Here is a 14,551-nt window from a genome sequence, read left to right on the forward strand (position 1 = left end):
ACCGCGGCGGCCCCGCGGGAGGTTGCCGAGGTTCGCTGGGTCGAACTGCACGAGCTCGACCAGCTGATGCCCGACCTGTACGGCCCGGCCCGCGACCACCTCGTCGCCCTCGGCAACAGCGCACGACGCGCCGAGTGACGGGTGGCCATCACGCTTGATGCGGCGGCCGGGGTGACGCGGGTCAACAGCTCTCACCACAGTCGAACGGATGTGCGATCCTTGGCCTTGATGGTCGCTTCCCCCGGCCGCACCACGGAGAGCCCGCCGACCGCGGGTGTGCGTCGCAGGAGTGGGGAACGGGATCCGAGCCCGTGTACGAGCGGTAGTCGTCCACAACTGCGGTGCCGCCACCGCCGCTGCACCGGCCGGTGTGGGTCCACCTCGACCTGCTGTATGGCCCGCCCGACTCACCGGAGCCGATCGCCGACCCCGTCCCGGGTTGGCTGCTGGTCGCCACCGGCAGGGTGCCGGGACTGCTGAAGCGGTGGACCCGCGCGGTCGACGGGCGCTGGTTCGGTTGTCGACCCGGTTTGGAGTTGACCGTTGACTCTCAGCTCAGAGTGCCTGCAGATCCTGTCGAGCAACCCCAGGTCGGACGGTCTCTGATCTTTAAGGAGGAGCGACGCGTTGTGCGCCGCCGCCGCAGGACTACGCGGTGCCCGAAAGCCTCAGGTTGGAAGCCATCGCGGCGAGCAGATCCCGCTGTCGGGCCAGCAGTGAAGTGGCATTGACGCGGACGTGAGATCGGAGGCGTTGGGGCGCCGGGCGCAGCTGGCTCACGTGATCGCTCTGGCCGTATGTGGACGGTTCGCAGGTAGCGCCCCGGTAGGGGCAGGGTGGGCCGGACCGCCATTTGGGCTTGGACGTATCAGGTTACGGTCCCCGATCTCTTCGTTGGGTCGGGGAGCGGTTGACGCCTCGGGCGGGGCCGCGTTGGCTGGACGACGGCGGCTCCGTGGCGGGCGTCGGGTCCTACCGCGGCTGATAGGGGCACGGTCATGAGTGAACTTGTCCGGTTCGGGTTGGACGGTTGCGCGTCGGTTCTCGTCGAGGTCGACGACTCCGGTTCCCTGGGTCTGCAGCGGGTGGGTCGCGGGCAAGACGGCATCGTGGAGGCCGGTCAGCGCCTGAACGATGCTCTGGCGGGCGTTCGCGACGCCGCTCACGAGTCGATCCGAGTGCTCCGCGGCCTTTCTCCCGATGAGTGTGAACTCGAGTTCGGGGTCAAGCTCGCGGGTGAAGTTGGCGCTGTGATCGCGAAGACGTCCACGGAGGGGCACTTCACCGTCAAGCTGTCCTGGGCGGGCCGCAACCTCCCACCCGACGGCGAGTGACGAACAAGGCGGGCGCGGCAATGGACGCGGCCGTGCCGGGAGCTGCGGCTCGTCGTGTCGGCGTACCTCAGGGCATGGACCGGGCACTCGCTCGCGTCCGGTCACCCCAGGGCGAGGTTGTCGGGAGTGGCTTCCTGGTCGATTCGCACCATGTCGTGACCTGTACCCACGTCGTCTTGCGCGCTGCGGGCCGTGCTGATCACGACACTGTCGGCATGGGCGACGCCGTCGCCGTCGACTTTCCCCTCGCGGCACCGGACGTCCTCCTCCGGGCGGAGGCCGAGGTCTCGCACCCGCTCGAAGATGAGGGCGGCGGAGACATCACCGTGCTGTCACTCACGGGCGAGCTGCCGCCCGGCCTCGATCCGCCGCGGCTGATCGTCGCGGACGATGTCTGGGGCCACCCGTTCCGTGCGTTCGGCTTTCCGCGCCGGTTCGATCAGGGGGTGTGGGCGGCGGGCGTACTTCGTGCACCGCAGGGCACCGGCTGGGTGCAGATGGAGGGGGGTGCGTCCGGCTACTCCGTGGAAGCGGGCTTCAGCGGTGGGGCGGTCTGGGACGATGAGTTGGCAGGGGTCGTCGGTATGACGGTAGCGGCGGACGCGCGCCCCGACCTCCGCACCGCGTTCCTGATCCCGTCAGCCACACTCATGCGGGCGTGGCCCCGGCTGGTCGAGCGGACCCTGCTGCCCTGCCCATACCGAGGCCTGTACCCCTTCCGGTCCTCGGACACCGCGCTGTTTTTCGGCCGCGAGGACGTGACCGATCGCCTGGTCCGTGAGGCCCTGCGCCGCCCGCTGCTCGCCGTTGCCGGGCCGTCTGGAAGCGGCAAGTCCTCCGTTGTCTTCGCGGGTGTCGTGCCCCGACTGGGGCGCGAGCCGAGATGGATGAGCGTGAGCATGCGACCGGCGCAGGCGTCTTCGCCGCTGTTCGCCCTCGCCGCCGCACTCATCCCGGTTCTCGAGCCCGAACTGGGGGAAACCGAGCGTCTGTCTGCCGCGAATGCGCTCGTGACGGTGCTCCGGGACGGACACCTGAGCGATGTCGTTGACCGCGTTCTCGCGCGTGCCCAACTGGACCATCTCCTGCTGGTTGTGGACCAAATGGAGGAGCTGTTCGCCCGCGAGCAGGACGAGGTCCAGTCCTTCACCCGGGCGTTGCTGTCCGCAGCACGGTCAGGACAGCAGCCCCCCGGCTCCAGGTCGCTGACCATCCTGCTCACCCTGCGAGTCGACTTCCTAAGCAACGCCCTGCAGGATCCGGGCCTCGCCGAGGCCCTGGAGGATTCGGTTATCACGATCGGACAGATGCGCCAGGAGCAGCTGCGAACGGTCATTGAGGGCCCCTTGCCCAGCGGCATCCGGTACGAAGCGGGTCTCGTCGAGCGGATCCTTGGCGACGTCGGCGACGGGTCCGGCAGCGCTCCTCCCGCGCAACTTCCTGCGGACCATGCTCAAGCTGCCGCCTCGAGCGAACCTGGCCGGTCCTCCCGCGGCGACGACCCCACAGCGCGCGCCAATCCTTGCGCTAGCGACGCCGGGAGCGAGGGCAACGGCGGCGTCGAACAGGCGCCAGCACCCGACGAACCCCCCGTCACGACCGCAGAGTTTCAAGCCCTCGCAGATCCCGACTCGGCAGCCGATCTCGGCGAAGCGGCGGACCAGGATGGCGGCAGCCGCACCGACCCGGACAGCGAGAACGCCCCACCCGCCGCCACGGTGCGCAGCGGATTCCAGCTCGACCCCGGGCAGGACGTCTTCGCCTACGTGCACGGCGCCTGGCATCCAGCCATCGTCGCTAGCCGCGATCGGCGCACCGTCGTGGTCGACTACCAGCTCAACCCGGGCCCGCTCGGCGCCCGCCGACAACGCGTGACGATCGACCGCGTGCGCCTCGGTGAACCCGGCGCATGACTCGGGGTGCGTGCCGATCGGTGGCCCGCACAATGCCCCCGGGTCCGAACATCAACCTCATGGGTTCGAGAGATCCATATCGCTGAAGCCGGCGCCGCGCTGGCACAGGGCTGATTCCCGGGTGGGGGCGTTGCTGGTGGATCTGCATGGCTACGACCCGGCCGGGGTGGTGTGGCCGGCTCAGCTGTACGCAGGCCTGTTGCGTGGACTGGGGATTCGCCCGAGCTGATGCCGGCCAGCGAGGTGGAGCAGGCCACCGTGAATCACCAGGTCCTGGATCACCTCGTGAATTCTCCGGCCGGCGGACCGGTAAGTGATCGGCGCGGCCAACCCCGCACAGAGCGAAGCCGGGCGGGAATGAACGAGGAAGGGGAGCCGGCCGGAACGGGGCCCGCTGGGGTTGGCTGCCGACGGCACGTCGGCCCCCGGCCTGGTCGTCATTCTTGACGCGGTGGGACGCTGACGTATCTCACCTCCATGCCAGCCGTCCTCACAGGAGGCACGAGTAGGCGGACGGCGGGATGAGGACGACCATGATCGACGGAGGAGTGATCGCCGCGTACCTCGCGGTGGCGGTGACTCGCGGCGAGCAGCGGCTGCTCGGCCGGGTCGTCGACACAGCGCTTGACCGGCTGTTTGACAGCGTGGCGCGCAGGCTGGGCCCGCGCCGCGCGGCCGACCTCGCTCGGAACCCGTACGACAGCGCCATCCTCGCCGAGGTGGCCGGGGCGATCGACGCGGCGGCCCGGCGCGACGCCGGCTTCGCCCGCGAGCTGGCGGCGCTGCTGGCGCAGCTGGAGAGCCACGGCGGCAGGCACCTGGTCGACCAGATCCGGGCCCAGACCACCCCGGAATCGACCAGGTCGTGACGGCGCTTCGTGATCGGGTCGGTGCCGGCATATACGCGCACGCGCAAGGCACCGCTCGGGAGCTCGTCGATACTGCCCCGCTCGCGCTTACGCGGGTTCGTCGCCCTCGCCACGAGCAGCACGATACGCGTCTTGCGTCACGTCCTGCGGACCCAGCCTCCGGGCTACAGCCCGGTATTTCCGCTGGTCAGATAGGTGGAGACGAGGGGAATCGAACCCCTAACCCCCGCCTTGCAAAGGCGGTGCTCTGCCAATTGAGCTACGTCCCCTGGCTGAGCGGGGACGTTACCCGCTCAGCAGCGGGCGGTGCTGCCCGGGTTCAGTTCTTGGTGGCCTCGTGCCACAGGTCGGTCTCGCGCGAGGCGCGCACCTTGGAGAAGATGAAGGCGCCCGCGGCCAGAGCGACTGCGACGGCGATGAGCTTCTTCACGAGATCACGTCCTAACCTGTCCCGAAGGATGTCCGGAGTGGAGCTCAGGGAAGTGGGCCCAGCTGGATTTGAACCAGCGACCTCGTCGTTATCAGCGACGCGCTCTAACCAACTGAGCTATGGGCCCTTGCGACGGGGACGAGGCTACCGCAGCGCCCCCGGCCGCCTTCAACCGGATACCCCCTCCGTCAGTCCCGCTCGGAGAGGGTGACCTCGATGCCGCCGACCAGGTCGGCGGACACGTTGTAGACGAACGCCCCCACCGTGACCGCCACGGCGAAGAGCAGGCTGTTGATCGCCCCGATCACCGCGGCGAACCCGAACACGCGGCCGGCGCTGATGAGCGGGCTGCCCGTGGGGGTGTCCCCGGACACCAGGTCGGCGTAGGTGCCGTTGAGCCGGTCCCACACGCCCATGCCGTCGAGGGCGCCGTAGAGCACGCCGACGGCCACCAGCCAAATGAAGAACAGCACGACGGCCAGCACGAGGCCCAGCTTCAGCGCCGACCACGGGTCGAGCCTCCTGAGCTGGAGCGCGGCCTGCCGCGGCGGCCGATTGCGCACCGCACGCACGCTGGACCAGCTGTTGTCGGCCGCGGACCCCGACCCGGCACGCTGCTCGTCGTAGCGCGCGGGCGGCTCGAGGAACGCGGTCGGCCCCTCGTCGAGCAGCGTGCTGTTCTCCGGCTCAGGCTCCGGCGCGGGCTCGGGCGCCGGTTCCGCCCCTCCACCGCCTCCCGACATCCGGTGCCACGGCGGCGGCGCCGCCGCTTCTGGCCCCGGTCCGGGCATCGGTCCGGGTGCGGGCTCCGGGTCCGGTGGCCGCGGCGTGGGCGAAGGTGCTGGCGCCGCGGCCTCCGCCGTCGGGTCCGCTGCTGCCCCGGGAGGCTGCGGCAGCTGGATGTGCGCCGTCGGAGCATCCGCGCCCGTGGGATCGGACGGCCGCTCTGCCGCGGCCACCTCCTCGGCCTGCGCGGGCGCCGACCCGTTCGTCCCAGCAGAGCCGCCGGGCTGAGCAGGAGCCGTGGCCTCCGCTCCGTTCGACTGTCCGTTCGCCTGCTGCGGGATCGCCGCCTGCTCTCCGGTGGCCACGGGGCCGCGGCCGTCGGACTCGTCCGGTGTGCTCGTCGTGTCGTTCACGAGGTGAACGTCTCCTCGGGGCCTGGTGGGTGGGGCGGCTCGCGAGCTCAGTCGGTCGACTGGTCGTCCGCGTCGTCCTCGGCGTTGCGCGCCACTGCGAGCAGCGTGGCACTCTCACCGAGGTTCATCAGACGGACCCCCTTCGTCTGCCGGCCGGCCTTGCGGACCTCCCGAGCGGTCGTGCGGATCACCCCGCCGCTCGAGGTGATCGCGTACAGCTCGTCGTCGATTCCGACGATGAGCGCGCCGACCAGGGTGCCACGACGACGGTCGTACTGGAGGGTCAGAACACCCTTGCCACCCCGACCCTGCACCGGATAGTCCTCGATCGGGGTGCGCTTCGCGTACCCGCCCGCGGTGGCAACCAGGACGTACGTCTCGGGTCGCACCACGGCGAGCGACAGCAGCCGGTCACCATCGTTGAAGCGCATCCCCAGCACACCGGAGGTGGCGCGGCCCATCGGCCGCAGCGCAGCGTCGCTGGCGGCGAACCGGATCGACTGCCCTTCGGCGGACACGAGAAGCAGGTCGTCGTCGGCCGAGCAGAGCACGGCGCCGACGAGCTCGTCGTCGTCGCGCAGGTTGATGCCGATCAGACCGCCGGTGCGGTTGGAGTCGAAGTCGGTGAGCCGCGACTTCTTCACCAGGCCAGTTCGTGTCGCAAGGACGAGGTAGGGCGCCGCCTGGTAGTCCTTGATCTGCATGACCTGCGCGATGTGCTCGTCCGGCTGGAGTGCGAGCAGGTTGGCCACGTGCTGGCCGCGAGCGCTGCGGTTGGCCTCCGGCAGCTCGTACGCCTTGAGCCGGTACACGCGGCCCTTGTTCGTGAAGAACAGGATCCAGTCGTGCGTGGAGCACACGAAGAAGTGGGCGACGATGTCGTCCTGCTTCAGCTGCGCACCTTGAACGCCCTTCCCGCCGCGCTTCTGCGCCCGGTACAGGTCGGTCTTGGTGCGCTTGGCGTAGCCGGTCTGAGTTATCGTCACAACGACGTCTTCGACCGCGATCAGGTCCTCGTTCGTGACGTCACCGTCGTCGGCCACGATCTGCGTGCGCCGCTCGTCGCCGTGCTTCTCGACGATCTCGATGAGCTCGTCACGCACGATCGTGCGCTGCCGCTCCGGCCGGGCGAGGATGTCCTCGAGGTCGGCGATGGTGCGCTCGATCTCGGCCAGCTCGTCGATGATCTTCTGGCGCTCCAGCGCGGCGAGGCGCCGCAGCTGCATGTCCAGGATCGCCTGGGCCTGGATCTCGTCGACGTCGAGCAGCTCCATCAGGCCCGTGCGGGCGACGTCGACCGTCTCGGACGCCCGGATCAGCGCGATGACCTCGTCGAGCGCGTCGAGCGCCTTGACGTAGCCACGCAGGATGTGGGCCCGCTCCTCGGCCTTGCGCAGCCGGTAGCGGGTGCGCCGGACGATGACGTCGATCTGGTGGCGGATGTAGTTGCGGACCACCTGGTCGAGGCGCAGCGTGCGCGGCACGCCGTCGACGATGGCCAGCATGTTGACGCCGAAGCCCTGCTGCAGCTGGGTGTGCTTGTAGAGGTTGTTGATCACGACCTTGGCGACGGCGTCGCGCTTGAGCGTGATGACGATCCGCATGCCGACGCGGTCGGACGACTCGTCGTTGATCTCGGCGATGCCGGAGAGCCTGCCGTCGCGGTGCTGCTGCGCGATCGACTCGATGAGGTTGTCCGGGTTGACCTGGTACGGCAGCTCGGTGACCACGAGGATGGTGCGCCCCTTGGCGTCCTCCTCGACCTCGATCACCGCGCGCATCCGCACCGAGCCGCGCCCGGTGCGGTAGGCCTGCTCGATGCCGTCGCGGCCGACGATCAGGCCGGCGGTCGGGAAGTCGGGGCCCTTGATGCGCTGCATGAGCGCGGTGAGGAGCTCGTCGTCGGTGGCCTCCCAGTTCTCCAGCGCCCACACGACGCCGTCGCCGACCTCGCGCAGGTTGTGCGGCGGGATGTTGGTGGCCATGCCGACCGCGATGCCGACGCTGCCGTTGATCAGCAGGTTCGGCACCCGCGACGGCAGGACGAGCGGCTCCTGCGTCTTGCCGTCGTAGTTGTCGGCGAAGTCGACGGTGTCCTCGTCGATGTCCTGCAGCATCGCCAAGGCGAGCGGGGTCAGCCGACACTCGGTGTACCGCATGGCCGCAGCCGGGTCGTTGCCCCGGGAACCGAAGTTGCCCTGCCCGTCGATCAGCGGGTAGCGCTGCGACCACGGCTGCGCGAGCCGGACCAGCGCGTCGTAGATCGCCGAGTCGCCGTGGGGGTGGTAGTTACCCATCACCTCGCCGACGACTCGCGCGCACTTGACGTAGCTGCGGTCCGGCCGGAAGCCGTTCTCTCCCATCGAGTACAGGACGCGCCGATGCACCGGCTTGAGCCCGTCCTCGACCAGCGGCAGCGCCCGGCCGACGATCACGCTCATCGCGTAGTCGATGTAGGAGCGCTGCATCTCCTGCTGGATGTCGACCGGCTCGGTGCGGTCGCCTTCCGGCGGCGGGGGCAGCGTGGGGTCCAAGGTGTCGGTCATCGTCCTTCTCTGTTCGTGCGGTTCTGTCGGCGGAAGCCGGGACTAGACGTCCAGGAACCGCACGTCCTTGGCGTTGCGCGTGATGAACGACCGGCGGGACTCGACGTCCTCGCCCATCAGGATCGAGAACAGCTCGTCGGCGGTGGCGGCGTCGTCCAGCGTGACCTGCAGGAGCAGCCGGTTGGCCGGGTCCATCGTGGTCTCCCACAGCTCCTTGGCGTTCATCTCGCCGAGGCCCTTGTAGCGCTGGATGCCCTCGTCCTTCGGCAGCTTCTTGCCAGCGGCGCGGCCGGCCTCGATGAGGCCGTCACGCTCGCGGTCGGTGTAGGCGAACTCCGGCACGGCGCCGCGGCCGCCCCACTTGATCTTGTAGAGCGGCGGCTGCGCCAGGAACACGTGCCCTGCCTCGACCAGCGGCCGCATGAAGCGGAACAGCAACGTGAGCAGCAGCGTGCGGATGTGCTGGCCGTCGACGTCGGCGTCGGCCATCAGCACGATCTTGTGGTACCGCAGCTTCGACAGGTCGAACTCGTCGTGGATGCCGGTGCCCAGCGCCGTGATGATGGCCTGGACCTCGGTGTTCTTGAGGACGCGGTCGATACGCGCCTTCTCGACGTTGATGATCTTGCCGCGGATCGGCAGGATCGCCTGGTACATCGAGTCGCGCCCGGACTTGGCCGAGCCGCCCGCCGAGTCGCCCTCCACGATGTAGACCTCGGACTTGGACGGGTCGGTGGACCGGCAGTCGGCGAGCTTGCCGGGCAGGCCGCCGATGTCGCCCGCGCTCTTGCGCCGCACCAGCTCGCGCGCCTTGCGCGCGGCGATCCGGGCCTGCGCCGACTGAACCGCCTTGTTGACGATGACCTTCGCCTCGGTGGGGTTGCGCTCGAACCAGTCGGCGAGCCACTCGTTGCTCACCCGCTGCACGAACGACTTGACCTCGGTGTTGCCCAGCTTGGTCTTGGTCTGGCCCTCGAACTGGGGCTCCTTCACCTTGACCGAGACGATGGCGGCGAGGCCCTCGCGGATGTCGTCGCCGGACAGCGCCGGATCCTTGTCCTTGAGCAGCTTCTTGTCGCGCGCGTACTTGTTGACCGTGGTGGTGAGCGCGGAGCGGAAGCCCTCCTCGTGGGTGCCGCCCTCGTGGGTGTTGATCGTGTTGGCGAACGTGTAGACCGACTCGGTGTAGCCGGAGTTCCACTGCATCGCCACCTCGACCGCGTGGCCCTCGCTCTCGGCCGAGTACGCGATGAGCTTCTTGTGGATCGGGTCCTTCGCCTTGTTCAGGTGGCCGACGAAGTCCTCGAGGCCGTTGGGGTAGCAGAAGGTGTAGTCCTTGACCTTCGCCACGTACCCCTCGGCGTCGGGCTCCTCCTCCTCGGCCGGGTGCCCGTTGCGCTCGTCGCGCAGGACGATCGTGAGGCCCTTGTTGAGGAAGGCCATCTCCTGCAGCCGGCGGCGGATCGTCTCGATGTTGTACGTGGTGGTCTCGAAGATCTCCGGGTCGGCCCAGAACGTGACGCTGGTGCCCGTGCGTGTGGTGTCCTCGCCCTTGCGCAGTGGGCCGGGCACCGAGCGCGCGTAGTGCTGGCGCCACACCTTGCCCTCGGTGTGGATCTCGACGTCGAGCGCCGTGGAGAGCGCGTTGACCACGGAGACACCGACACCGTGCAGACCACCGGACACCGCGTAGGACTTGCCGTCGAACTTGCCGCCCGCGTGCAGCACGGTCATCACGACCTCGACGGCGGGCTTCTTCTCGACCGGGTGCATACCGACCGGGATGCCGCGACCGTCGTCGACGACGCGGACGCCGCCGTCCTCCTGCAGCGTGACCTCGACGCGTGTGGCGTAGCCCGCCATCGCCTCGTCGACGGCGTTGTCCACGACCTCCTGGACGAGGTGGTGGAGCCCACGCTCGCCGGTGGAGCCGATGTACATGCCGGGCCGCTTGCGGACCGCCTCGAGACCCTCGAGAACGGTGATGGACGACGCGCTGTAGGCGTTCTTCTTGTCCGGCACGGGCAGCCTGTCTCCTCGCATGACGGCCCGGAGCGGGCGCGCGACCGCGCCCCCGCGTCAGAGCCTCTCGACCGGGCGATCGGGGAGCGCCCGGGAACACTCCTCCATCATACCGGGGCACCCTGGCAGGAACGCGGCTAGGACACCCCCAGAATCGTCACAGACAGCCGATCGAGGGCCGAGGCGGGTCCGCTCGGCTGCGACGGGGGATGAAACGGGCTACGAGCCCGTCACGTCGCCCTGTATCGCCGCATGCCGCGATCTACTTCATCCGTAGGTGTCCCGAGGCCCTCTGCCGCGGACGTGCCGCGGACCGTGCCGCCAGCTCGGCCCGGACGGTCCGACCACGCGGATCCGGCGCACGACGTCCCTCCCGACGGCACCGGCGAGGCGGGACAGCAGCTGCCGCTGCAGCTGGCGCAGTTGCGTGGCCCACGCCGTGGACTCCGCCTGCAGCACGAGCTCCCCGTCCCGCAACGACAGCGGCGTGCAGTGGTCCGCGATATCGGCGCCGACCAGCTGCGGCCACCGGCCGAGGACGGTGGCATCGGTCAGCCGCGGGGACCAGCCGCGGTCCAGCGCCACCCGCGAGACCACCCGGCCGAACGGCTGGGGATCGCGCTCGTCCGGGCCGGGGCCCGACCACCGCCTGCGGCGCCCGCGCGGGCGGGCCGGCTTGCGTCCGTCCATCTCGGCGCTGCGCTGAGCCGCTCGCTCGGCGTTGGCCTCCCGGGCCGCGCGCAGCGCCTCACGGGCCAGATCCGCCCCGCGGCTGCGACCAGCGGTCGTCCCCTTTTCATCCCCAGGGCTGGGGACATCTCTCATCGAATTGGGCGCGATGGGCGGTTCGTCGGGTACGACGGACGGTCGTTTTCGCTCGTCATCACCAGTGCAGCGCGAGTTATCCACAGTATCCACACCTTTGTCCCCAGGTGGGCGACGTCACACGCGACCTCCTGACGTGGACTCTTGCGCGACATGTTCTGCACGCCCACCGTTCACCGCGAACCGGTCGCCATCCAGCCCCTCCGGTACGTCCTCCGCCACCGCTGCCGTCACGAGCACCTGCTCGGCGCGCCGAGCGACATCGGCAAGGGCGGAACGGCGACGTGAGTCGAGCTCGGCGAACACGTCGTCGAGGACGAGGACCGGCTCGACGTCGTCGGCGCACAGCAGGCGGTACGACGCGAGCCGCAGCGCGAGCGCCAGCGCCCAGGACTCCCCGTGGCTCGCGTACCCCTTGGCCGGCCCTTCCCCGAGCCGCAGCTCCAGGTCGTCGCGATGCGGGCCGACGAGGCACACGCCACGCTCCACCTCCTGCCGCCGCAGGCGCCCCATGGCGTCCACGAGGAGCGGCTCGAGCTCGTCCGCCGACGCAGGCAGCTCTCCCTCGAGGCTGCACCGGTAGCCGAGGGCGATCGGATCGGACGTCGGTGCGACCTCGGCGAACGCGTCCACCGCACGCGGTGCGATGGCGGCGACGAGCTCCAGCCGGCCCGCGAGCAGCGCGGCGCCGTGCCGGGCGAGGTGGCCGTCCCACACGTCGAGCGTGCGCAGGTCGCCGCCGCCACGGGCCGTCTTGAGCAGGGCGGAACGCTGCCGCAGCACCCGGTCGTAATCGGAGCGGACGGCCGCGTAGCGCGGGAACCGCGACACGAGCAGGTCGTCGAGGAACCGGCGGCGCTCACCGGGGTCGCCGCGCACCAGCGCGAGGTCCTCCGGGGCGAACAGGACCGTGCGCAGGATCCCGAGCACGTCCCGCGGCTTCGCCGGAGCGCGGTTCACCCGGGCTCGGTTGGCCCGGCCCGGCGCGATCTCCAGCTCGATGGTGAGCTCGCGGCCCTGGTGCACCACCACCCCTCGCACGAGCGCCCGCTGCGCCCCGCGCCGGATGAGCGGGGCGTCGGTGGCGACGCGGTGCGAGCCGAGGGTGGCCAGGTACCCGGCCGCCTCCACCAGGTTGGTCTTGCCCACGCCGTTCGGTCCCACGAGCACCGTGACGCCCGGCTGCAGGTCGAGCTCGGCGCTCTCCCAGGAGCGGAAGTCCGTGACGGCTAGGCGGCGCAGGTGCACGGACTAATTGTGTGTGCTGCCGGTACCCGAGCTGGGGCCGGCGTGCTCACCGGGAGTCCCGGCCGGTCCAGCGGCCGAACGCACCGCGTGCCCGCCGAACTGCTGCCGCAGCGCCGCGACCGCCTTCATCGCGGGCGAGGAGTCCTGCCGGGATGCGAACCGCGCGAACAGCGCCGCCGAGATCACCGGCAGCGGCACGGCGTGCTGGATGGCCTCCTCGATCGTCCAGCGCCCCTCGCCGGAATCCTCGACGTAGTCGTCGAGCTTCGCCAGGCCCGGGTCCTCCTTCAGCGCGACGACGAGCAGGTCGAGCAGCCACGAGCGCACCACAGTGCCGCGCGACCACGCCTGCAGCACGCCGGGCACGTCGGTGACCAGCTCGGCCGCCGAGAGCAGCTCGAAGCCCTCGGCGTAGGCCTGCATGAGCCCGTACTCGATGCCGTTGTGGACCATCTTCGAGAAGTGCCCGGCACCCACCGGGCCCGCGTGCACGAAGCCCTCCTCGCGCGGCCCCTCCGGCCGCAGCGCGTCGAAGATCGGCATGACGCGCTCGACGTGCTCGGCCGACCCGCCGGCCATCAGCCCGTAACCGTTGGCCTTGCCCCAGATGCCACCCGAGACGCCGACGTCGAGGTAGCCGATCCCCTTCTCGTCGAGCAGTGCGGCGTTGGGCCCGTCGTCGGTGTAGCGCGAGTTGCCCCCGTCGATCACGACGTCGCCCGGCTCCAGCACGTCGCGGAGCGCCCGCACGGTGCTGCGCGTCGGCTCGCCGGAGGGGACCATCACCCACACGGCGCGCGGCGCCGCGAGCGCCTTCGCGAGCTCCTCGAGCGACGCGACGTCGCTCACCTCGGGCCGCGGGTCGTACCCGACCACCTCGTGGCCCGCCGAGCGCAGTCGATCGCGCATGTTGCCGCCCATCCGGCCGAGCCCGATGAGTCCCAGTTGCACGGTTGTCTCTCCTGGAGTCGGGTGCGCGCGGGCTCTCAGCCGGGCAGGCGCACAGGCATCAACAGGTGCAGGTAACCCGGCACCGGCTCGGCAGTCTCCTCCGCGGCCGCGTCCTCCGCAGGCGCGGCCGGCACCGGGCGCACCAGAGCGGGACGGTTCGGCGTGGTGAACGTCAGCTGCGCCCGCTCGGTGTGCAGGGCACCGAGGCCGTCGAGAAGGTACCCGGGGTTGAACGCGATGACGAGCGGCGCGCCGTCCAGTTCACACGGAAGCTCTTCCTCGGCGCTGCCGACGTCGTCGCCGCCCGCGGCCAGGCGCAGCCCGTCGTCGGCGAATTCCATGCGGACCTGGGCCACGCGGTCGGTGACGAGGGCCACGCGCTTGATCGCCTCGACGAGCGGGGCGACGTCGACGACGGCGGCGCTCGTGTGCTCGGTGGGGATCAGCTGGCGGAAGCGCGGGAACTCGGCGTCGAGCAGGCGGGTGGTGGCGCGGCGGCCGCCGCCCGTGATGCCCAGCATGCCGTCGCCCGCCGACAGCGCGATCTCCACGGTGCCGGCGCCGGACAGCGTCTTCGCGACCTCGGCGAGCGTGCGCGCCGGGATGAGCACCGCGCTCGACTGCGCGTCGTCCTCGGGGGTCCAGTCCAGCTCGCGGACGGCGAGCCGGAACCGGTCGGTGGCCGCGAGCGTGAGCCGATCACCCTCGATCTCCAGCCGGATGCCGGTGAGCATCGGCAGCGTGTCGTCGCGGCCTGCTGCGACGGCCACCTGCGCTACGGCCTCGGCGAGCTCGCTCGCGGCCACGGTGCCGGCGAGCTGGGGCATGGCCGGCAGCTGTGGATAGTCCTCGACCGGCATCGTCGGCAGGCTGAACCGGCTGCTCCCGCAGTTGATCGTGGCGCGGGCGCCGTCGACGACGAGATCGACCGGCTTCGACGGCAGAGCGCGGGTGATGTCCGCGAGCAGCCGGCCCGACACGAGGACGCGGCCCGGGTCGCCGATCGTGGCGTCGAGCTCGACCCGCGCGGACGTCTCGTAGTCGAACCCGGAGACCGTGAGGCGGTCGCCGTCGGCCCCGCCGGCGGCCTCGATGAGAACGCCGCCGAGCACCGGGACCGGCGGTCGCGCCGGGAGGCTGCGCGCCACCCAGGCAGCGGCGTCGGCGAGGACGTCGCGTTCGACCCGGAACTTCATGAGGGGACCTCTCGCGCTGGGGACGACTCGGGGTCGCCGGCTCCATGCCGGCGGGCGTTGTGGGTGCGGCGCCCGGAC

11 protein-coding genes and 2 tRNA genes are annotated in these 14,551 nt (G+C 70.6%); 3 read left to right on the forward strand and 10 right to left on the reverse strand.

Annotated elements, in window-relative coordinates; genetic code table 11:
- Positions 1-998: 998 nt before the first annotated feature.
- The 3 genes from FHX44_RS16820 (at position 999) to FHX44_RS42180 (ending at position 4,116) form a co-directional block, all read left to right on the forward strand.
- On the forward strand, positions 999-1,334 hold the full coding sequence (locus tag FHX44_RS16820; RefSeq protein WP_147256661.1) for a CU044_2847 family protein: 336 nt from the start codon (positions 999-1,001) through the stop codon (positions 1,332-1,334).
- Positions 1,335-1,408: 74 nt separating this feature from the next.
- The gene (locus tag FHX44_RS16825; RefSeq protein WP_170308937.1) at positions 1,409-3,247 is read left to right on the forward strand and encodes a serine protease; all 1,839 of its coding nucleotides are present in this window, start codon (positions 1,409-1,411) and stop codon (positions 3,245-3,247) included.
- Positions 3,248-3,780: 533 nt separating this feature from the next.
- Entirely contained in the window at positions 3,781-4,116 is a 336-nt protein-coding gene (locus FHX44_RS42180) for a hypothetical protein (RefSeq protein WP_170308938.1), read from the forward strand.
- Positions 4,117-4,312: 196 nt separating this feature from the next.
- Here FHX44_RS42180 and FHX44_RS16835 read toward each other — a convergent pair.
- The 10 genes from FHX44_RS16835 to dnaN form a co-directional block, all read right to left on the reverse strand.
- A tRNA-Ala gene (locus tag FHX44_RS16835) sits at positions 4,313-4,385 on the reverse strand.
- Positions 4,386-4,435: 50 nt separating this feature from the next.
- Complete coding sequence (locus tag FHX44_RS42810; RefSeq protein WP_212612518.1) at positions 4,436-4,546, reverse strand: DLW-39 family protein; 111 nt, start codon at positions 4,544-4,546, stop codon at positions 4,436-4,438.
- Positions 4,547-4,599: 53 nt separating this feature from the next.
- A tRNA-Ile gene (locus tag FHX44_RS16840) sits at positions 4,600-4,673 on the reverse strand.
- Between the two features lie 61 nt (positions 4,674-4,734).
- Entirely contained in the window at positions 4,735-5,685 is a 951-nt protein-coding gene (locus FHX44_RS43290) for a DUF3566 domain-containing protein (RefSeq protein WP_246170430.1), read from the reverse strand.
- A 47-nt stretch (positions 5,686-5,732) separates the two neighbouring features.
- Positions 5,733-8,231 carry a DNA gyrase subunit A gene (gyrA, locus tag FHX44_RS16850; RefSeq protein ID WP_147256664.1) on the reverse strand — a complete coding sequence of 833 codons (2,499 nt, stop codon included), beginning with the start codon at positions 8,229-8,231 and terminating at the stop codon, positions 5,733-5,735.
- Positions 8,232-8,273: 42 nt separating this feature from the next.
- On the reverse strand, positions 8,274-10,253 hold the full coding sequence (gene gyrB / locus FHX44_RS16855; RefSeq protein ID WP_246170431.1) for a DNA topoisomerase (ATP-hydrolyzing) subunit B: 1,980 nt from the start codon (positions 10,251-10,253) through the stop codon (positions 8,274-8,276).
- A gap of 267 nt (positions 10,254-10,520) precedes the next feature.
- A complete protein-coding gene (locus tag FHX44_RS16860) occupies positions 10,521-10,943 on the reverse strand; it encodes a DciA family protein (RefSeq protein WP_342792663.1) in 423 nt (140 codons plus the stop codon).
- A 252-nt stretch (positions 10,944-11,195) separates the two neighbouring features.
- A complete protein-coding gene (gene recF / locus FHX44_RS16865; RefSeq protein ID WP_147256667.1) occupies positions 11,196-12,326 on the reverse strand; it encodes a DNA replication/repair protein RecF in 1,131 nt (376 codons plus the stop codon).
- A gap of 3 nt (positions 12,327-12,329) precedes the next feature.
- Entirely contained in the window at positions 12,330-13,277 is a 948-nt protein-coding gene (gene gnd, locus FHX44_RS16870) for a phosphogluconate dehydrogenase (NAD(+)-dependent, decarboxylating) (RefSeq protein ID WP_147256668.1), read from the reverse strand.
- A gap of 35 nt (positions 13,278-13,312) precedes the next feature.
- Complete coding sequence (dnaN, locus tag FHX44_RS16875; protein WP_147256669.1) at positions 13,313-14,473, reverse strand: DNA polymerase III subunit beta; 1,161 nt, start codon at positions 14,471-14,473, stop codon at positions 13,313-13,315.
- Between the last annotated feature and the right edge of the window lie 78 nt (positions 14,474-14,551).

This window comes from Pseudonocardia hierapolitana (assembly GCF_007994075.1).
In the GTDB taxonomy this organism is placed as follows: domain Bacteria; phylum Actinomycetota; class Actinomycetes; order Mycobacteriales; family Pseudonocardiaceae; genus Pseudonocardia; species Pseudonocardia hierapolitana.